This window comes from Streptomyces venezuelae, assembly GCF_008642355.1.
Lineage (GTDB): Bacteria > Actinomycetota > Actinomycetes > Streptomycetales > Streptomycetaceae > Streptomyces > Streptomyces venezuelae_B.
The window spans coordinates 3,167,993-3,187,685 of sequence record NZ_CP029193.1; the positions used below are offsets into that span (position 1 = coordinate 3,167,993).

A 19,693-nucleotide genomic window follows, 5' to 3' on the forward strand; every position below is an offset into this window, starting at 1 on the left:
GCCAGGAAGAGAACGGGGCAGTGATGCGCAGCACTCTTCGTACACGCAGGGCACCGCTACATCGGCGTACCACCGCCAGAATCGCCTCGGCCGTCGTGGCGGGCGCACTCGCGTTCACCGTCGCCGCGTGCGGCGGCGACGACAGCGACGACGGGGAGAAGGGGAACAAGGGAACGGACGACGACACCGCGTCTTCGCTGCAACTGCCCGAGCTGGACGGGGAGAACGTGTCCGTGGCCGCCGTCTGGGGCGGTGCGGAGCGCAAGGTCTTCCTGAAGGTCCTCGACGAGTTCGAGAAGCGGACGGGTGCCAGCGTCTCCTTCGTGCCCGCTCAGGACCCCATCATCAGCTTCCTGGAGTCGAAGGTCGCCGGCGGTCAGCCGCCGGACGTCGCGATGCTGCCTCAGGTCGGCGCGATCGAGCAGGCCGTGGCGAACAAGTGGGCGAAGCCGGTCGGCGCCGAGGCGCAGAAGCAGCTCGACAAGAACTACTCGAAGGGGTGGCAGGAGCTCGGCGCGGTCGACGGCAAGCAGTACGGCGTCTATTTCAAGGCCGCCAACAAGTCGCTGGTCTGGTACAACACCGCGGTCTTCGACAACGCGGGCGTCAAGGTCCCGAAGACCTGGGACGACTTCGTCGAGACCGCGCAGACCGTGTACGACTCCGGGGTGCCGCCGGTATCGGTCGCGGGCGCCGACGCGTGGACGCTCACCGACTGGTTCGAGAACATCTACCTCTCGCAGGCGGGTCCGGAGAAGTACGACCAACTCGCCCAGCACAAGATCAAGTGGACGGATCCGTCCGTCAAGGAGGCGCTGACCACACTGGGCGAGGTGTTCGGCGCGAAGGGGTTCGTCGCGGGCGGCGCGAAGGGCGCGCTGCAGACGGAGTTCCCGGTGTCCGTGAAGCAGACCTTCACGGGCGGCGACCAGCCCAAGGCGGGCATGGTCTTCGAGGGCGACATGGTCTCGCTGTCGATCTCGGAGACGAAGGCGGAGGTGGGGACGGACGCGAAGGTGTTCGCCTTCCCCGCGGTCGGCGACGAGTCCCCCGCCGTGGTCGGCGGTGACGCCGCCGTCGCGCTGAAGGACAGCAAGGGCGCGCAGGCGCTCCTCACGTTCCTCGGCTCGCCGGACGCGGCGAAGATCTGGGCCGAGGCGGGCGGCTTCATCTCGCCGAACAAGAACCTGGACATGTCGGCGTATCCCAACGACGTGCAGCGCAACATCGCGAAGAATCTGATCGCGGCGGGCGACGACATCCGCTTCGACATGTCCGACCAGGCCCCGCAGTCCTTCGGCGGCACGCCGGGCAAGGGCGAGTGGAAGGCGTTGCAGGACTTCCTGCAGAACCCGAAGGACGTCGCGGGCACGCAGAAGGTGCTGGAGACCGCCGCGGCCAAGGCGTACAAGGACTGACGCGGTGGCGTCCGTGAACGCCGGGGGTGCGCCGGAGATGGCGCCGCCCCCGGCTCCGACCCCGCGCAGAAGCGTGACCGGCACGCGCAAGGCCATGGCGGTGCTCTTTCTGCTGCCCGCCCTGGTGCTGCTCGGCGCGCTCGTCCTGTACCCGATCGGGTACTCGTTCTTCCGCAGTTTCTTCGACGACTCGGGCGACTTCACCGCGTTCGGCAACTACGAGACGCTCTTCACGGACGACGGCATCCGTACGGCCATCAAGAACAACGCGATCTGGGTGGTCGTGGCGCCCACGGTCGCCACGATCCTCGGTCTGATCTTCGCTGTCCTGACCGAACGGGTGCGCTGGGGAACGGCGTTCAAGCTCGTCATCTTCATGCCGATGGCGATCTCGATGCTGGCGGCGGGCATCATCTTCCGGCTCGTGTACGAGTCGGACCCCGACCGCGGTGTCGCCAACGCCGTGATGGTGAGCGTGCACGACACGTTCTCCGAGGCGTCGGCGTTCCCGCAGGCGCATCCGAGCACGCTCTCGCCGCTGAGGGACGCGGGCGGCGGCGCGTTCATCACCAAGGAACCGGTGAAGGCGGGCACGCCCGTGGTGCTCCCGCTGACCGGCGTACCGCCCGACCAGATGCCGGACGGCGCGAAGGCGGCGCGGCCCGCTGAGGCAGATCCGCAGCAGGTCACCGGCACCGCGTGGCAGGACTTCACGCGCGGCAAGGGCCGCGGGAAGGCGAACGCCCCCGACAGCACGGAGTTCGGCTACTCCGGCATCAAGATCGAGGCGGTCAGGAACGGTGAGGTGGTGGCGTCCACCGAGGCGGCGGACGACGGCACGTTCGCGCTGCCGAAGGAGGCGGACGGCGCCCGGCTGCGGTATCCGGCGTCCAACTTCCGGGAGGCGTACAACGGCGTCGACTGGCTCGGCCCCACGCTGATCACGCCCTCGATCATCGGCTCCTACCTGTGGATGTGGGCGGGGTTCGCGATGGTGCTGATCGCGGCGGGCCTGGCGAGCGTGCCGCGTGAGCTCCTGGAGGCGGCGCGGGTGGACGGCGCCAACGAGTGGCAGGTGTTCCGGCGGGTGACGGTGCCGCTGCTCGCCCCGGTCCTCGCGGTGGTCCTGGTCACGCTCATGATCAACGTACTGAAGATCTTCGACCTGGTCTTCGTGATCCCGCCGGGCTCCTCGAAGGACGAGGCGAACGTACTCGCGGTGCAGCTGTACAACTCGGCGTTCCTGGACAAGGACGTGGGAGTGGCCAGCGCCATCGCGATGCTGCTCTTCCTCCTCGTGATCCCCGTGATGCTGTTCAACATTCGGCGGATGAGGCGGGAGGCGCGACGGTGACCGCTCAGACCGAGATCGTGAAGGCCAGGCAGTCGCTCGGGGGGCGGATGGCGTCCCTGCTGGGCAGCACCGCGCTGCGGGTGTTCCTGGTGTTGGTGGGCCTGTTCTGGCTGGTGCCGACGATCGGCCTGCTCATCGGCTCGTTCCGCACCCCGGAGGACATGAGCGAGAGCGGCTGGTGGAAGGCGTTCAGCGCGCCCTCGCAGCTCACCTTCGACAACTACAGCACGCTCCTCAAGGACGAGACGATCACCGACTCGATCCTGTCCAGCATCATGATCACCGTCCCGGCGACGCTGCTCGTGGTGGTCATCGGCTCGCTCGCCGGGTACGCCTTCGCGTGGATGGAGTTCCCCGGCCGCGACTGGTGGTTCATCGGCGTGGTCGCGCTGCTCGTCGTGCCGGTGCAGGTGGCGCTCGTGCCGATCGCCGACCTCTTCGGCAAGATCGGCATCTTCGAGACCACGATCGGCGTGATCACCTTCCATGTGGCGTTCGGCCTGCCGTTCGCGATCTTCCTCCTGCGGAACTTCTTCGCGGAGATCCCGCGTGAACTCCTGGAGGCGGCGCGGCTCGACGGGGCGGGCGAGTTGCGGCTGTTCGTGCGGGTCGTGATGCCGCTGGGGGCGCCCGCGATCGCCTCGCTCGGCATCTTCCAGTTCCTGTGGGTCTGGAACGACATGCTGATCGCGTTGATCTTCGCCGACTCCAAGAACCCGCCGATCACGGTGGCGCTCCAGCAGCAGGTGCGGTTCTTCGGCGACAACGTGCAGATCCTTGCGCCCGGCGCGTTCATCTCGATGGTGATCCCGCTGGCCGTGTTCTTCGCGTTCCAGCGGCAGTTCGTGTCCGGGGTGATGGCGGGCGCGGTGAAGTAGCGGCGTGAGCGCGACGTACGGCGTGAGCGCGACGTACGGCGTGAGCGCGACGTACGGCGTGAGCGAGGCGTGCATACCAGAGAGGGCGGTCCGGGCGGGTTGACCGGGCCGTCCTCTGCTGTCCATCCCCCGGATGCCACAGCCGGTGTAACGCGATCACCTCCGTGGGCGTTTTAGGGCAGTATGACCGCGCCGACCCATGGATTCACCTTGCCCCGGTTCAGTGTCATCGTCCCCGCATACCGGGTGCAGGCATATCTGCACGAGTGCCTGGAGTCCGTGCTCGCACAGTCCCTCACGGACTTCGAGCTGATCGTGGTCGACGACTGCTCGCCGGACGCGTGCGGCGCGATCATCGACGAGTTCGCCGCCCGGGACGCGCGCGTGCGAGCCGTCCACCTGAAGGAGAACGTCGGTCTCGGCAGGGCCCGCAACGCCGGCATGGAGCACGCCACCGGTGACTACCTGATCTTCCTGGACAGCGACGACACCCTGACCCCCGGCTCCCTGCACGCCATCTCCGACCGCATCAAGGAGACCGGCGAGCCGGACGTCCTCATCTACGACTACGCGCGCACCTTCTGGTCCGGCGACGCCGTCCGCAACCAGTTCGCCGCCCACCTCACCGAGGAGGGCGCCGCTCCCTTCCGCCTCGCCGACCGGCCGGGACTCCTCAAGGTCCTCATGGTCGCCTGGAACAAGGCGCACCGCCGCGACTTCGTCGAGCGCGAGGGCTTCACCTTCCCGCCCGGCTACTACGAGGACACGCCCTGGACGTATCCGCTCCTGATGACGGCGGACACCATGGCCACCCTCGACCGGGTCTGCGTGCACTACCGCCAGCGCCGCCAGGGCAACATCCTCGGCACCACGAGCCTCAAGCACTTCGACATCTTCGACCAGTACGACCGGGTCTTCGCGTTCCTCGACGAGCACCCCGAACTGTCCGCGGCGTGGCGGCCCGTGATGTTCCGACGCATGGTCGACCACTTGTCGACGATCTTCACCAAGCGGGGCAGGCTGCCGCGCGGCTCCCGCGCCGCGTTCCTGCGCCGGGCCCGCTCCCACTACCGGCGCCACCGCGCCCCGGGCGCCCCCGTGCCCGCCCGTACCCGGCTGCGGCACGGCCTGGTGCGGCTCGGCTCGCACCGTACGTACACGGGCCTGTGGGCGGCGCTGCGGCTGCGGTCCCGCGCCCGGCGGTCCGCGTCCCACGCGGTCCGCCGCACCAAGGGCGCCCTGCTCCAGCTGCACTACCGCGTCCAGCTGTGCCTTCCCGTGCGCGAGCGGCACGCCGTCTTCTCCTCGTACTGGGGGCGCGGCCACGGCTGCAGTCCGGGCGCCCTGGAAGCCGCGATGCGCGAGCTCGTGCCGGAGATCAGCACCGCGTGGATCGCGCACCCGCGGCACCACCACACGATTCCCCCGGCGACGCGCGGACTGCGGCCCGGCTCGGCCGCGTACTGGACGGCGCTCGCCCGCTCCAAGTACCTGGTGAACAACGTCAACTTCGACCGCAGGCTGGTCAAGCGGCCCGGACAGGTCCTCGTCCAGACCCAGCACGGCACACCCCTGAAGCACATGGGCCTCGACCTCCAGGAGCGCCCGGCGGCAGCGCGCGGCATGGACTTCGCCGCGCTGCTGCGGAACGTCGACAAATGGGACTACGTGCTGTCGGCGAACCGGCACTCGACGCTCGTGTGGGAGCGGGTGTTCCCCGCCGGATACACGACGCTCGAATACGGCTGCCCCCGCAACGACCGTTTCCAGAGCGCGACTTCCGCCGAGGTCGCCCGGCTCCGGGAGAGCCTCGGTGTCCCGCACGGCGCGGTCGCCGTCCTGTACGCGCCGACCCACCGCGACTACCGCCGCAGTCAGCTCCGCTCCCTCGACCTGGAGCGGATGCTGCGCGCGCTCGGCCCGCGGTTCGTGGTCCTGACGCGCGCGCACCACTTCTACGAGGCGCCGCTCGCCGTCGGCGGCGAACAGCCCTCCGGACGGCTCATCGACGTGTCGGACCACCCGAGCATCGAGTCGCTGTGCCTCGCGTCGGACGCGCTGGTCACCGACTACTCGTCCCTGATGTTCGACTACGCCAACCTCGACCGGCCCATCGTGCTGCACGCCGACGACTGGGAGGCCTACGAGGCGGCCCGCGGCACCTATTTCGACGTGCGGGCGTTCCCGCCGGGCGCGGTCGCGCGCAGCGAGGACGAGCTGGTCGACATCTTCGCCACCGGGCACTGGGCGGGCTCACGCTCGGCGCAGCTGCGGCGGGCGTTCCGCGAGCGGTTCTGCGCGTTCGACGACGGGCGCGCCGCGGAGCGCGTGGTGCGGCACGTGGTGCTCGGCGAGCGGGGCGGTCTTCCGTCCGTGGTGCCGCTGGAGGAACGGCATCCGGTGCCGGGGGGTGCGCCGCTGCCGGACCGGGTGCCGTTCTCGGGGCTCCAGCGGTCCCCGCAGCTGTGATCCGCGCCGAGTGAACCACCACTGAGGGAGGCCGTCTTGCCGCGCTTCAGCATCATCGTCCCCACCCATGACGTCGCGGGGCGGCTCACCGGCTGCCTCGCCTCCGTGCTGGGCCAGTCCTTCGCCGACTTCGAGGTGATCGCGGTCGTCGACTCCCTCGACGAGGGGGCAGGGCCGTGCCCGGTGATCGCGGCCGAGCACGCGGCGCGCGATCCGCGGGTGCGGCGCACCCAGTCGCCGCCCGACGCGGGTCTGCCGGGAGCACGGAACGCCGGGATGGGCGCGGCGACCGGCGACTACCTGCTCTTCCTCGACGGCGACGACACGCTCACCCCGGGCGCCCTCGCCGCGCTCGACGCCCGCCTCTCCGCGTGCGACGACCCGGATCTGCTGTTCTTCGACCACGAGCGCGTGCACTGGTTCGACGGCGGTGAGGGCCCGGCCCTGGAACGGCTGTGGGCGGGCGCGCCCCGGGGCACGTTCGCCGTGGCCGAGCACGCCGCGCTGCCCGACCCGCTGGTCCCCGCGTTCTCCGCCGCGCACCGGCGCGCCTTCGTGGCCGAACACGGTCTCGTCTTCGAGCCCGGCATGTTCACGGACACGGAGTGGGGCCCGCGGGCCGTGCTGCGGGCGGGGCGGATCGCCGTGCTCGACCGGGTCTGTGTACGGCACCTGCTGCGCCGCCAGGGCGCACGGCACCGCGCCCCCGGCCTCCACCACATGGACCTGCTCGACCGGTTCGGGCGCGTGATGGCCGACGCCGTGGCGCTCGACGTGCCCGCGCCGGTCCTCGCGCGGGTCTTCCGCAGGTTCACGCACGAGCTGCTCAAGGCGGCGTCCACGCCCGGACGGCTGCCCTCGGCGCGGCTGCGGCGGCGCTTCTTCCGGCAGGCCGCGCGGCTGTACCGGCTGCACAGGCCGGCCGGGTTCCGGCCGCCCGCGGGGAGCGTCGGGGTGCAGCACCGGCTGCTGGGGGCGGGGGCGTACGACGCGTTCTGCCTGCTGCGCGGCCTCAAGTCCCGGGTGGCGGGCGCGGTTTCGCTGCTACGGGTCGTGTGGGGGAAGGTGGCGCGCCGGCTGCCCGGCCGCAACGCCTACGCCGCCTTCCTGCGGCGGCCCGTCGACGAGAACCTCGCCGTGTTCTCCGCGTACTGGGGGCGCGGCTACTCCTGCAACCCGGCGGCGATCCACGCCAGGGCGCGGGAGCTGGCCCCGCACATCAGGACGGTGTTCCTGGTCTCCGACGCGCGGGCGGCCGCGGGCCTCCCGGAGGGTGTCGAGGGCGTGGTGATCGGGAGCCGCCGCTACTGGGAGGTCATGGCGAGGGCCAAGTACACCTTCAACAACGTCAACTTCGAGATGGCCGTCAAGAAGCGTCCCGGCACCGTCCACGTGCAGACCCAGCACGGCACCCCGCTGAAGCGGATGGGCGTGGACCAGGCGGACTTCCCCGCCACCGCCGCTGCGGCCGGGCCCCTGGGCAAGCTGTTGCGGCGCGTGGACCGGTGGGACTTCAACGTGTCCTCCAACCGGCACTCGACGGAGGTGTGGGAGCGCGCGTACCCGGGCGCGTACGAGAGCCTCGACGTCGGCTATCCCCGCAACGACGCCTTCTACCGAGCCTCCGCCGACGACGTGCGCGCCCTGCGGCAGCGGCTCGGAGTGCCCGAGGGCAGGATCGCCGTGCTGTACGCGCCGACCCACCGCGACTACCGCACGGACTTCGCCGCCCAGCTCGACCTGCCCGCGTTCTGCGACGCGCTCGGCGACGCGTTCGTGGTGCTGCTCCGCGCCCACCACCTGTACGAGGGGTCGGCGGGGCTCGACGAGGTGGTGCGCTCCGGGAAGCTGATCGACGTGACGGCGCACCGCTCCCCCGAGGAGGTGTGCCTGGCCTCGGACGCGCTGGTCACGGACTACTCGTCGATCATGTTCGACTACGCCAACCTGGACCGCCCGATCGTGGTCTACGCCGACGACTGGGACGTCTACCGCGAGACGCGTGGCGTCTACTTCGACCTGCTCGCCGAGCCGCCGGGCGTGGTGGCGCGCACCCCGGACGAGCTGGCGGCGGCGTTCCGCTCGGGTGCGTGGGAGGGCCCGCGGGCGGGGGCGCTGCGGGCGGCGTTCCGCGAGCGGTTCTGTGATCTGGACGACGGGCTCGCCGCCGAGCGGGTGGTGCGGCGGGTGCTGCTCGGGGAGCCCGTGGAACGGCTGCCCCCGGTCGTCCCGCTGCGCGACCGCGTCCCGGCACCGGCTGCGCCACGCGTGCCGCAGCACAGGGCGTAGCGCTGGTCCGCGCGCACCGGCCGTCGCGCCCACCCGACCCCCGGCGCAGGCCGTCGCGCCCACCCGTCCCGCAACGCAGGCCGTCCCGCCCGCCCGTCCGTCCCGACCGGAGGAAGACCCCGTGCCTCGTTTCAGCATCATCGTCCCCGTCTTCAAGGTGCAGGGCTTCCTGCGCGCGTGCCTCGACTCGGTCCTGACGCAGTCGTTCACCGACTTCGAGGTCATCGCGGTCGACGACTGCTCGCCCGACCACTGCGGCGCCATCGTCGACGAGTACGCGGCGGCCGACCCGCGGGTCCGCCCGGTCCACCTGGCCGAGAACGCCGGGCTCGGCGGGGCGCGCAACGCCGGAGTCACGTACGCCACCGGCGACTACCTCCTGTTCCTGGACAGTGACGACAGCTACACGCCGGGCGCGCTCGCGGCGATCGACGAGCGGCTCCGCGTCACCGCCGACCCCGACGTGCTGGTCTTCGACCACGTCCGCACGCACTGGTGGGGTTCCGGCGGCCGAAGCATGACGGCGGACCTGCTCGCCTCCGCGGGCACGGAGACGTTCGACATCCTCGGCAGTCCGCGGTACCTGCACCTGTTCCTGGTCGCCTGGAACAAGGCGTACCGGCGCGATTTCTTCACCGGGCACGGATTCACGTACCGCAAGGGGCTCTACGAGGACGCGCCCGTCACGTATCAGGCGCTGGTCTCCGCGCGCCGCATCGGCTGTCTCGACCGGGTGTGCGTGGAGTACCGCCAGCGCAGGCAGGGCGCCATCACCCGCACCCCCGGGCGCAGGCACTTCGACATCTTCCCGCAGTACGAGGCGCTGTTCGCGTTCCTCGACGCGCACCCGGAACTCGACGCCGCCCGCCCGCTGCTCTTCGAGCGGACGATCAACCACTTCCTGACGACGCTGCCGAACACCGAGCGCGTCCCCGCCGAGGACCGCGGCGACTTCTACCGTCTGATCGTCGACTTCCACCGGCGCCACAGGCCGCCCGGGTTCACCCCGCCCGACGACGCCCTCCGCCTCCAGTGGCGGCTCACGGCGAGCAGTCCGTACGCCGTGTTCCGGGCCGCCGCGGCTGCCCAGTCGGTGGTCGCCGCCGCGCGGGAGAGGAAGCGGCGGCTGCGCGAGGAGGCCGCGAAGAGGGTGAAGAGGACCCTCACCCGCGTGCAGCGCACCCGCCCGCTGGACCCGGACCTCGCCGTGTACTCGGCGTTCTCGCACCGCGGCCTGCTCGGTGACCCGGCCGCCGTCCACCAGGCGGCCGGCCTCGTCGCGCCGCACGTCAGGGCGGTGTGGGTGGTGCACCCGGACGTGCTCGACCGGGTGCCGCAGGGCGTCGACTTCGTGCTGCCCGACACCCCGGCCTACCACCGGGTGACGAGCCGGGCGACGTACTTCGTCAGCAACGTCAACTGGGCGCCGGGCCTGGTGAAGCGCGAGGGCCAGATCCACGTGCAGACCCACCGGGGCACCCCGCTCAAGCACATGGGCATCGACCTCCTCGGCCGCCCCGCAGCGACGCACCGTCTGAACCTCCGCGGCCAATTGTGGCGCGCGGACCGCTGGGACTACAGCCTCGTGTCGGGCCGCCACGCGGAACGCGCCTGGGCGAGCGCCTACCCCTGCCGCTTCACCTCGCTGCCGACCGGCGCGCCCCGCAACGACGTCCTCGTCCAGGGCGACCCGCTGCGCGGTGTGGCGGTGCGCAGGCGGCTCGGCGTCCCCGACGGCGGCACCGTGATCCTGTACGCGCCGACACCCCGCGACCACCGCAAGGGGTACGAGCCGCGCCTCGACTTCGAGCGGCTGGTCCGCGACGCCGGGCCCGGGGTCACCCTCCTGGTGCGGCTGCACCCGCAGTACGCCCACGCCGCCGTGCGCGGCCTCCAACTGCGCGACCTGGCACGGCGCGGCGTGCTCCGCGACGTCACGGACGAGCCGTCCGTCGAGGATCTGATGCTCGCCTCCGACGTGCTGGTGACGGACTACTCGTCCCTGATGTTCGACTACGCGTGCCTGGACCGCCCGATCGTCGTCCACGCGGACGACTGGGAGACCTTCCAGGTCACCCGCGGCACGTACTTCGACCTCCTCGCGACACCCCCCGGCCACGTCACCACGAACACCGCGCGGCTGGCGGACCTGTTCGCCTCCGGCACGTGGCGCGACGAGCGGTCCGCGGCCCTGCGCGCCGCGTTCCGCGCCCGGTTCTGCGAGTACGAGGACGGCAACGCGGCGGCCCGCGTGGTGTCACGGGTCATGCTGGGCCGGGAGTGTCCGCCGCCCGCCATCCCCCAGCAGGACCCGGGACGTCTGCGGGACGCCGCCCCCACCACCCTGTCGAACAGCACACGATGAGCGGTACGAGGACTGCTCCCGCCGTGGAGATCCCGGGGCAGCCCGCACGTGCCGCCCGCGCCGGCACCCCGAAGAGCGCCGCCTCCCCCTGGTGGGCCGACGCGGCGGCCGTCGTCGGGGGCGGCGCCCTCGTCGCCCTGCACGGGTCGCGGCTCGGCCAGTGGGTGGTCGACGACGCGGCGATCACCTTCGCGTACGCGCGCAGCATCGACGAAGGGCTCGGCCCGGTCCAGCAACCGGGTGCCGAACCCGTCGAGGGCTACTCCAACCCCGCCTGGCTCGCGCTCCTCGTCGCGGGCCGCCGCCTCGGCCTCTTCGACCACAGGGCCGTCTCCGGCATCCCGGACCTCGTCCTCTACCCCAAGGCGCTGGGCCTGCTCTGCGTCCTGGTCACCCTGGCCGCCGTCGCCTGCGCCGCCCGGCGCCTGGTGGCCCGCTCCTGGCTGGTCACGGCTCTGGCGGGGGTGCTGCTCGGCGCCAACGTCTCCTTCGTGGCGTGGACGTTCTCGGGCCTGGAGAACCCGCTGTACGCGTGTGTCGCCACGGTTCTGGCGGCCGTGCTGGTACGCGCGGTCGCCGCGGACAGCCTGCTCGGCAGAGGACCCGCCGCGGCCTCCGGACTCCTCGCCCTGGTGGCCGCGCTGACCCGCCCGGACGGCGCGGTGCTCGCGGGCGCGTACCCGCTGCTGGTTCTGTTGACGGTGGGCGACGCGAAGATGCGTCACAGGGTGCGGGCGGCGATGCTGAGCGCCGTCGCCTTTGCCGTGCCCTACGCGCTCTTCCTCGTCTGGCGCCTCGCCGTCTTCGGCCGTCTCGTCCCGAACACGGCCGTCGCCAAGGCCCAGGAGCTTCCCGACGCCGAGCTGTTCACCCGCACCACCGGCGAACTCCTCACCTTCGCGGGCTGGCCCGCGGTGCTCGTGGCCGCCGCGCTTCTCGGGATCGCCCTCACGCGGCGCGGGATGCCGCGCACGGCGCTCGCCGCGGTCGTCCTGCCGCTGGCCCTGACACTGTGCGCGTACGGCGTCCTGGAGCCGGACTGGATGGGCATGCACCGGTTCGCGACGCCCGTGTGGCCGCTGGCCGCGCTGGCGCTCGCCGCGGCCGCCGTGGGCCTCGCCGAGCGCGGCGGGCCGCGCCCCCGGGCCGCCGTCGCCGTGGCACTGAGCACGACGCTGCTCCTGTCGTGGTCGGCGCAGCGCGAGCGCGGGGCCGCGTTCCGTGCCGAGCCCACGCTGCCGATGTGCCTCGTCGTCAACCGCGACGGCGTCGTCTTCAACACGTACGCGGACCGGCTCGGCATCGAGGGCGGCTCCGTCCTGCTCCCCAGCCTCGGCGGCACGCTGCTCACCAGCGACCTGACGGTGCACGACCTCGCGGGCCTCACCGAGCCGCGCATCGCGGACGCGCTCGCGGCGGGCGACACCGAGGGGCTGCGGGCGTACGCCTTCCGGGAGTTGAGGCCCACCTTCGTCCACGCCGTCGGCGTCTGGGCCCGCAAGACCGGCATGACGGCGCCCCGGCTGACGGCGGAGGGCTACGTACCGGTGTACCGCACGGACGACGGCGGCGGCGACTAGGTGCGGGCCGACGCGGTCCGTCACCCGGAGCGCCTCGGGCCGCTGCGCGCGTGGGCGGGCCGCGTCGTCCCCGCGGCGTACGACAGCGGGCGGGACCGCTGCGGTGGCGTCCTGCGGCCCGGACAAACCGCCGGTCCCGGACAGACAGCCGGACCCGGACAGAACGCCGGTCCCGGACAGACAGCCGCCCGACCGAACCACTGACCGATCCGACCGACCGCACACAGACCGCAGACCCCCTGCTGGAGGCCTCTGATGACGACGACCCCGGACGCCGGACTTCCGCGCCCCACCACCCTGGAGGACGTACCCGGCTGGTTCTGGCCCCTGGACCAGCGGCTGTTCGCCTGGTTCCTCGGCGACGGCGCGGCCGGAACCCCGCCGGGCGACCTCCTGGAGATGGGCTGCTACCTCGGCAAGAGCACCGTCGTCATGGGCCAGTTCCTGCGGCCCGGGGAGAAGATGACGGTCTGTGACCTCTTCGGGTCCGACGACGGCTACACCAAGGAGGCGACCAAGGCCTTCTACCAGAAGTCCCTGACCAGGCGTGCCTTCGAGGCCAACTACACGGCCTTCCACGACACGCTGCCCGCGCTGGTCGAGGGCCGCACCGACGTGCTGCCGGGGATCGTCGAGGACGCCTCGTGCCGGTTCGTGCACATCGACGCCTCACACATGTACGACGACGTGCGCGACGACATCCTGACCGCGAAGAACGCGCTGCGCGAGGACGGCGTCCTCGTCCTCGACGACTACCGCACCGAACACACGCCGGGCGTCGCCGCCGCCACCTGGGAAGCCGTGTTCCGCCACGGTCTGCGGCCCGTCATGCTCTCCTCCAACAAGCTGTACGGCACCTGGGGCGATCCGGCGCCGCTGCGGGACGCGCTCCACGAGGCGCTGCACGCCATGCCCAACTGCGCCCCGGAGATCCAGCACATCGCGGGCCTCGACGTGCTGCGGGCCTCCCGGGCGAAGATCCCGGCGCCTGACCTGGTCACCTCCCGCCACCCCGCGCGCCCCGCCAGGCCCGCCCCCACAGCCGTCCCCGAATCCGCCGCCCCCGCGCCCACACCCCCACCCGCTCTGCCCGCTCCCCGGGGCCGGGCGGTCCGCAGGCTCGCCGTCGACCTGCTGCCGCCGGTGGTGACCCGGGCGGTACGGAAAGCCCGCGGCTGAACGCCCCGACCGCACAGGGTGCGGCGAAAGCGGCGGGTGCAGCGGGTGCAGCGGGTGCAGCGCCGGATGGTGCATGTTGGCGCAGCCGCCGGGGCGTCCGCGACGACATGTGGTCAACGTCGTACACAGTGGAGAAATGGACCACTCCGCCCCACGGTTCGCCCCGCCACGCCTCGCCCGGCGGCTGCTCAGCACCGCGCGAAGCACCCGCTTCCGCCTGGAACGGACCGCCGCGGGCCGGGTGCGCGGCGGCGCCGGGCGGGACCGGTCGCTCCTGGCGCCCGTGCACCTCTCGCTCCGCGACAGCCGCACCCTCAACGTCGCGCTCGCCGCCCCCCACGGGCCCGGCCGCGCCCGGCTCCTCATCACCCGCGGACCGCGCAGGATCGCCGTCCCGCTCACGTACGAACCGCACACCGGCGCCACTCCCCTCCTGACCGCCACGGTGACCCTGCGCGGGATGCGGGACGGTGTGTGGCGGCTGACCGTCGAGACGCGGGACGCGGCCGGCCGCGTACGCCGGTACGGGCTCGCGCCCGCCGACACCGGCGCCCCGCCCACGACGCCGACCGCCCCGCACGCCCCCGACCCGCGGACCGGCACCCTCGTCCGGGTCGTGCGGGCCCGCAGCGGGCGTGCGGTGCTCCAGGCGACGCGGTCCCGGCCGCGCGCGGAGCTGGTGCGGTTCGTGCCGTCGGGGGACGGGATCACGGTGCACGGGAGGCTCGTCGCCGGGGGTCTGCCCGGCGGGGCCGCCGAGGCCGTGCGGCGGCGGGACGGGGTGGCCGTGCCCGCCGAAGTGGCGTGGGAGGGCGCGGCGTTCGCGCTGCGGGTGCCGCTGGCGGCGATGGCCGGGGCGGGGCCCGGGCAGTGGGTGTGGGACTTCCGCGTGGGGCGGCTGCCGGTCGGGCGGTGGCTGACCGACGTGCGGGACCCGTCCGCCGCCTACCCCACCCCGTTCCGCGTCCACGCGCTGCCCGGCGGGGCGCTCGTGCGGGCGCACGCCCACTTCACCAGGACCGGCGCGTTCGCGGTGACGTGCTGGGACATCACCGACGCCGTGCGGGAGTCCGACGCACCGCGGGACCTCGCGGAGGAGACCTCATGAAGATCACGTATCTGCTGGGCTGGGGCGACGAGATGGGCGGCACCGAGCTCGCCACGTACACGCAGGCCCGGCACCTCGCCGAGCGTCCCGGTGTCGAGGTCGAGGTCGTCTCCGTCTTCCGCACCCGTGCCGAGCCGTTCTTCGCGGAGGCACGCGAACTGCCGGTGCGCCACCTCGTCGACCGCACCGTCACACCCGAACGCCCCGTGCGGGAGTCCGATCTGGACGACGCGGCGTGCCGGACGCTCGCCGCGCTGCCGAGCGAGCTGATCAGGCCTGCCTGGGAGGGCGCCTTCGACCGGCTCTCGGACATCGAGATGACGGCCGCGCTCGGCTCGCTCGACACCGACGTGCTGGTCACGACGACGCCCGCGCTGCTCGCCGCCGCCGTGGCGCTGGTGCCCGCCCGGGTCGTCACCGTCCACCAGGAGCACCGGCCCACCCAGCGGCGCGGTCCGTCCGGCGAGCCGCTGCTGCTGCACGCGCCGCGTCTGGACGCCCTCGTCTCGCTCACCGGTCGCACCCGTGACTGGCTCGCGGAGTCCCTCGGCGCGACCGCCCCCGAGCTCGCCGTCATCCCGAACGCCGTGCCGGACGGCTTCCGGCCGCGTGCGGACGGCCAGAGCAAGGTCATCGTCATGGCGGCCCGCCTGACCGGCGAGAAGCGCGTGGACCACGCCATCAGGGCGTTCGCGCAGGTCGCCGACGCACACCCGGAGTGGACGCTGCGGATCTTCGGCAGCGGCCACCGGGAACGGCATCTGCGCCGCCTCGTCGACGGGTTCGGGCTGCACGACCGGGTGGAACTCCTCGGCCCCTGCCAGGACATGGCCGCCGAGTGGGCCAAGGCGGGCCTCAGCCTGATGACGGCCGGGCACAACGAGGCGTTCCCGCTGGTCCTCCTCGAAGCGCTCGCCGCCGGGGTCCCTGTCGTGGCGTACGACGTGCTCACGGGGCCCGCCGAGATCGTCAGGCACCGCGTCGACGGGCTGCTCGTACCGCCGGGACAGGTCGATGAACTGGCTGTAGCCATGGGCGAGTTGATGGGCGACGACGAGATGCGGCGCGGGTACGCCGAGGCGGCGCGCGAAGGCGTGTACGCGCGGTTCTCCTCGGCCGACGTCACCGCGCGCTGGGAGGAGCTGTACACACGGCTCGTGGCGGGCCGTGACCGTCCCGGGCGGCTGCGCGGGCGCGCGGACCGGGTGGCGCTCGGTGTCGCGTCCGGCGGCAGTGGCTTCCGGCCCACCGCCCCGCACACCTTCGACGCGGCGGCCGCCGCCGACGAGCACGCCCGCGAGGACGAGATCCTCGCGGCGGACGAGTCGGGCCGCGTCATCCGCTCGGTGGGCCGCCTCGCCGAGCGGCGCGACGACATCCTCGCCCCGCGGATGGCCGAGTGGAACCTGCGTCTCGTCGCGGACGCCCTGGAGTCGCAGGACGTCCCCTACGTCATGGTGCGCACTCCGGGCGGGACCGCCCACACCCTGGCCGTCGCCGACGACGACCGCCCCCGCGCGCTGAAGGCCCTCGCCGGGGCGCTGCGCGGGCAGCCGGTCTACGCCGAGCTGGTCAACCCGCGCGACGCGGCGCCCGGCACGGTTCTCGCCGAACGCCTCGACGCCATCGGCGACCTCGCGGGCGTGAAGGTCTTCAAGCCGGTCACCACGACCACGCTGTCGCTGCGGCACGGCGCGGGGCTCGCCTGCACGGTCGGGTTCTGGCCACGGACGCCCGAGGGTGCCTTCCACTCTCCGTTCGGGTCGACGCTCGCGGGCGCCGAGCTGCCCTCGCTGACCCCCACGGCGACGCTGGACGTGGCGGAACGCGCGTACCCGACGCTCGACGTGTTCACCGAACTCCTCGTCAAGGACGTCGACTTCCCCATCGACGCCGTCTACACGTGGGTCGACGACTCCGACCCCGCGTGGCGGGCCCGCCGCGAGGAGACGCTCGGCGGCGGCGACACGTCGGCCGACGGCGGCGCCGTGCGGTTCCGCAACCGGGACGAGCTGCGCTTCAGCCTGCGGTCGATCGCGATGTACGCGCCGTGGATCCGGCACGTGTACCTGGTCACGGCGGGCCAGACCCCGCCCTGGCTGGACCGGGACAACCCGGGCCTGACCGTCGTCGACCACCGCGACCTGTTCGCCGACCCGGAGGAGTGCCTGCCGACCTTCAACTCGCACTCCATCGAGTCGCAGCTGCACCGCATCGAGGGCCTGTCGGAGCACTTCCTCTACTTCAACGACGACATGTTCCTCGGCCGCCCCACCACCCCGGACACGTTCTTCCTCAGCAATGGCCTGGCCCGCTTCTTCTGGTCGTCGGCGTCCGTGCCCGCGCTGCCGGTCGCACCGGACGACGAGGGGTATCTGGCGGCGGCGAAGAACAACCGCGCGCTGCTTCGCGAGGCGTTCGGCAGGACGACGACGCACTCCTTCTTCCACGTGCCGTACGCGCTGCGCCGCAGCATCCTCCAGGAGATCACCGAGCGCTTCCCCGAGCAGCTGGCGGCCACGGCCCGCAGCCGCGTCCGCTCCCGGGGCGACATCGCGCTGGTCTCCTCGCTGCACCAGCACTACGCGTACCTGACCGGGCGTGCGGTGCCCGCCGGCATCTCGTACGACTTCGTGGACATCGGGGACCCGGCCGACCACGCGCGGCTCGGGCGGCTCCTGCAGAACCGGGACCGGACCGCGTTCTGCATCGGGGAGTCCCCCGACGGCGGGGTGACGGACGAGGAGATGGCGCTCGCCATCCGCTCGTTCCTGACCGCGTACTTCCCGGTCCGCTCGCCCTACGAGGTGCGGGACAGCTCCTGAGCGCCGGACGCGCCGGACAGGAACAGCCGCCGGACCACGCGTTCGGCGGCGCGCCCGTCGTCGTAGGGGCAGAAGCGCCGCCGGAACGCCGCCCGCAGCGCCGTCGTCTCCGAGGTGTCCCAGCCGCCGTCCCTGAAGAGCGCGGCGAGCTCGTCCTCGGTGGTGGCCACGGCGCCCGGGGTCTCGCCGGGGCGGCCGGAGAGCAGGTCGAAGTAGGTGCCGCGGGCGAGGCGGTAGGCCTGCCAGTCGGGGGCGTACGTCACGATCGGGCGGTCGAGGCAGGCGTAGTCGAACATCAGGGACGAGTAGTCCGTGACGAGGGCGTCGGCGGCCAGGCAGAGGTCCTCCACGCGCGCGTGCCCGGTGACGTCGACGAGTCGCGGGTGGGCGTCCAGGCCCGCGTCGCCGCCGTAGAAGTAGTGGGCGCGCACGAGGACGACGTACCGCGGGCCGAGCGCGTCGGCGAAGCGGCGCAGGTCGAGGCGGGGCAGGAACCCCTTCTGGTAGTCGCGGTGGGTGGGCGCGTACAGCAGCACGGTCCGCCCGTCGTCCACCCCCAACTGCGTGCGCACGCGCGCCACGTCGTCGTCGCCCGCGGTGAAGTACACGTCGTTGCGCGGGTAGCCGGCCTCCAGGGCCTGGTAGGCGACGGAGGGGTAGACGCGCTCCCAGATCTCGGTGGAGTGCGGGTTGGAGGAGAGGCTGAAGTCCCACTGGTCGGTGTGGTCGAGGACCTTCTGGAAGCTGATGCCGTGCGTGCCCGCCGGGTAGCGGCGCTGGTCCAGGCCCATCGTCTTGAGGGGGGTGCCGTGGTGGGTCTGGAGGTAGACCTGCCCGGGGCGCTTGGTGAAGCCGCCGGGGAAGCTGGAGTTGTTGACGAGGTACGTGGCCGTGGCCATGGCCTGCCAGTAGCGGCGTGAGCCCTCGATGACGTAGTCGACGCCGGGCGGCACCCGGTGCTTGTTGCGGCTGGAGACGACCCACACGCCCTTGACGTGCGGGGCGAGTTCGCGGGCCTTGGCGTGGATGGCGGCGGGGTTGCAGGAGACGCCGCGGTTCCAGTAGGCGCCGTAGACCGCGAGGTGCGGGTCGAGGGGGCGGCGCAGGTCGGCGCGGTAGGCGGCGCGCATGGCGCGGGCCCGCAGCTTCTTCTTCTGCCGCTTCAGCTGCCGGGTGAGGCGCAGCCGTCGCGTCTCGGCCTTGCGGAGGCTTTCGTAGGCGGCGAACGAGGCTGTGGCGAGGGCTTTTCCCTCGGGGGTGCGGGGTGCGGTGCCGCCCGGCGCGTACTGCTGGTGGAGCCTGGCCGCCTCGCGGAAGAAGTCGCGCCGGTCGCCGTCCTCGATCCGCCCGGGGTCGTCGAGGACGGCGAGCAGGTGGGCGGCGGCGTGCGGCAGGAGCCGGGCGCGGTCCTCGGGCCCCGCGGCGGCGAGCAGCTCCTCGTACCGTCCGATCAGGGCGAAGTGGGCACGGCCCGGGGTCTTGGAGAAGCTGCCCGCGCGCCGCTCGCGCCAGCGCACGCAGGGCCGTTCGACCACGGCGGTGCGCTCGCCCGTGCGGAGGGTCGCGGTGACGACGGGCACCACGTCCTCGTACGCGCCGGAGGAGAAGGCGAGCTGCCGCTCCTGCCAGAAGCCGCGGCGGAAGACGCGGTTCCAGGCGGCGGGGGTGGCGGCGAGGGGGTCGCCGGTGAGGTCGTCGCCGCCGGGGCGGACGTTCTCCCACCAGTCGACGCGGTCGTGGGCGCAGAGGACGACATCCGGGTCGTCCGCGGCGGTGAGCGCGGCGTCGACGGCCTCCAGGGCGCCGGGCAGGAGCAGGTCGTCGCCGTCGAGGAAGAGGAGGTGGCCGCCGGTGGCGCGGTCGGCGCCGATGTTGCGGGCGGGGCCCGCGCCCGCGCGGGCGGGCAGGCGGACGAGTTGCACGCGCGGGTCGCGCTCCGCATACTCCCCGGCGATCGCGGCGCAGGCGTCGGGCGACGCGTCGTCGACGACGATCAGTTCGAGGTCCGCGAAGGACTGCGTGAGCACGGAGTCCAGGCATGCGCGCAGGTAGCCCTGGACGCGGTGGACGGGGACGACTACCGAGAAGCGCGTCATGAACACCGACCGTAGCCAGCCGGACACCGCCTGTCGAAGACCGAACGTCACTCGTTGGGGTGGTCGCGGGCGTGGACATTGACGCCGGGGAGCCGACAACGGGCAAAGGGGATGAATATGCCGTTATCTGCC

Annotated in this window: 11 protein-coding genes; 10 read left to right on the top strand and 1 reads right to left on the bottom strand. The window is 72.7% G+C overall.

Going from position 1 to position 19,693, the window contains the following annotated elements:
- Positions 1-23 precede the first annotated feature (23 nt).
- From DEJ47_RS14745 to DEJ47_RS14790, 10 genes are all read left to right on the top strand, one after another.
- A complete protein-coding gene (locus tag DEJ47_RS14745; RefSeq protein ID WP_150168524.1) occupies positions 24-1,418 on the top strand; it encodes an ABC transporter substrate-binding protein in 1,395 nt (464 codons plus the stop codon).
- A 73-nt stretch (positions 1,419-1,491) separates the two neighbouring features.
- Positions 1,492-2,772 (top strand): carbohydrate ABC transporter permease, encoded by a 1,281-nt coding sequence (locus tag DEJ47_RS14750; RefSeq protein WP_150175641.1) that lies wholly within the window; start codon positions 1,492-1,494, stop codon positions 2,770-2,772.
- Positions 2,773-2,819: 47 nt separating this feature from the next.
- On the top strand, positions 2,820-3,650 hold the full coding sequence (locus tag DEJ47_RS14755; protein WP_150175642.1) for a carbohydrate ABC transporter permease: 831 nt from the start codon (positions 2,820-2,822) through the stop codon (positions 3,648-3,650).
- Positions 3,651-3,860: 210 nt separating this feature from the next.
- Positions 3,861-6,119: a bifunctional glycosyltransferase family 2 protein/CDP-glycerol:glycerophosphate glycerophosphotransferase gene (locus tag DEJ47_RS14760; protein ID WP_150168526.1), complete on the top strand. Its 2,259-nt coding sequence runs from the start codon at positions 3,861-3,863 to the stop codon at positions 6,117-6,119.
- Between the two features lie 36 nt (positions 6,120-6,155).
- Positions 6,156-8,408 (top strand): CDP-glycerol glycerophosphotransferase family protein, encoded by a 2,253-nt coding sequence (locus DEJ47_RS14765; protein ID WP_150168528.1) that lies wholly within the window; start codon positions 6,156-6,158, stop codon positions 8,406-8,408.
- Positions 8,409-8,529: 121 nt separating this feature from the next.
- Positions 8,530-10,773: a bifunctional glycosyltransferase family 2 protein/CDP-glycerol:glycerophosphate glycerophosphotransferase gene (locus tag DEJ47_RS14770; RefSeq protein ID WP_150168530.1), complete on the top strand. Its 2,244-nt coding sequence runs from the start codon at positions 8,530-8,532 to the stop codon at positions 10,771-10,773.
- Positions 10,770-12,353 (top strand): hypothetical protein, encoded by a 1,584-nt coding sequence (locus DEJ47_RS14775; protein WP_190415420.1) that lies wholly within the window; start codon positions 10,770-10,772, stop codon positions 12,351-12,353. The genes DEJ47_RS14770 and DEJ47_RS14775 overlap by 4 nt, the downstream gene beginning before the upstream one ends.
- 255 nt (positions 12,354-12,608) lie before the next feature.
- Positions 12,609-13,532 carry a class I SAM-dependent methyltransferase gene (locus DEJ47_RS14780; RefSeq protein WP_150168534.1) on the top strand — a complete coding sequence of 308 codons (924 nt, stop codon included), beginning with the start codon at positions 12,609-12,611 and terminating at the stop codon, positions 13,530-13,532.
- Between the two features lie 136 nt (positions 13,533-13,668).
- Positions 13,669-14,640: a hypothetical protein gene (locus tag DEJ47_RS14785; RefSeq protein ID WP_150168536.1), complete on the top strand. Its 972-nt coding sequence runs from the start codon at positions 13,669-13,671 to the stop codon at positions 14,638-14,640.
- Positions 14,637-17,465 (top strand): stealth conserved region 3 domain-containing protein, encoded by a 2,829-nt coding sequence (locus DEJ47_RS14790; protein ID WP_150168538.1) that lies wholly within the window; start codon positions 14,637-14,639, stop codon positions 17,463-17,465. The genes DEJ47_RS14785 and DEJ47_RS14790 overlap by 4 nt, the downstream gene beginning before the upstream one ends.
- On the opposite strand, the gene DEJ47_RS14795 is transcribed toward DEJ47_RS14790, so the two are convergent.
- Positions 17,441-19,561 carry a CDP-glycerol glycerophosphotransferase family protein gene (locus tag DEJ47_RS14795; protein WP_150168540.1) on the bottom strand — a complete coding sequence of 707 codons (2,121 nt, stop codon included), beginning with the start codon at positions 19,559-19,561 and terminating at the stop codon, positions 17,441-17,443. The two genes, DEJ47_RS14790 and DEJ47_RS14795, sit on opposite strands and share 25 nt — an antisense overlap.
- Positions 19,562-19,693 lie beyond the last annotated feature (132 nt).

Excerpts from the sequence above, each read along its gene's own strand:
- DEJ47_RS14785 (WP_150168536.1), top strand. The coding sequence starts at position 13,669 with ATGGACCACTCCGCCCCACGGTTCGCCCCGCCACGCCTCGCCCGGCGG.
- DEJ47_RS14795 (WP_150168540.1), bottom strand. The coding sequence starts at position 19,561 with ATGACGCGCTTCTCGGTAGTCGTCCCCGTCCACCGCGTCCAGGGCTAC.
- DEJ47_RS14745 (WP_150168524.1), top strand. The coding sequence starts at position 24 with ATGCGCAGCACTCTTCGTACACGCAGGGCACCGCTACATCGGCGTACC.
- DEJ47_RS14780 (WP_150168534.1), top strand. The coding sequence starts at position 12,609 with ATGACGACGACCCCGGACGCCGGACTTCCGCGCCCCACCACCCTGGAG.
- DEJ47_RS14790 (WP_150168538.1), top strand. The coding sequence starts at position 14,637 with ATGAAGATCACGTATCTGCTGGGCTGGGGCGACGAGATGGGCGGCACC.
- DEJ47_RS14755 (WP_150175642.1), top strand. The coding sequence starts at position 2,820 with ATGGCGTCCCTGCTGGGCAGCACCGCGCTGCGGGTGTTCCTGGTGTTG.
- DEJ47_RS14775 (WP_190415420.1), top strand. The coding sequence starts at position 10,770 with ATGAGCGGTACGAGGACTGCTCCCGCCGTGGAGATCCCGGGGCAGCCC.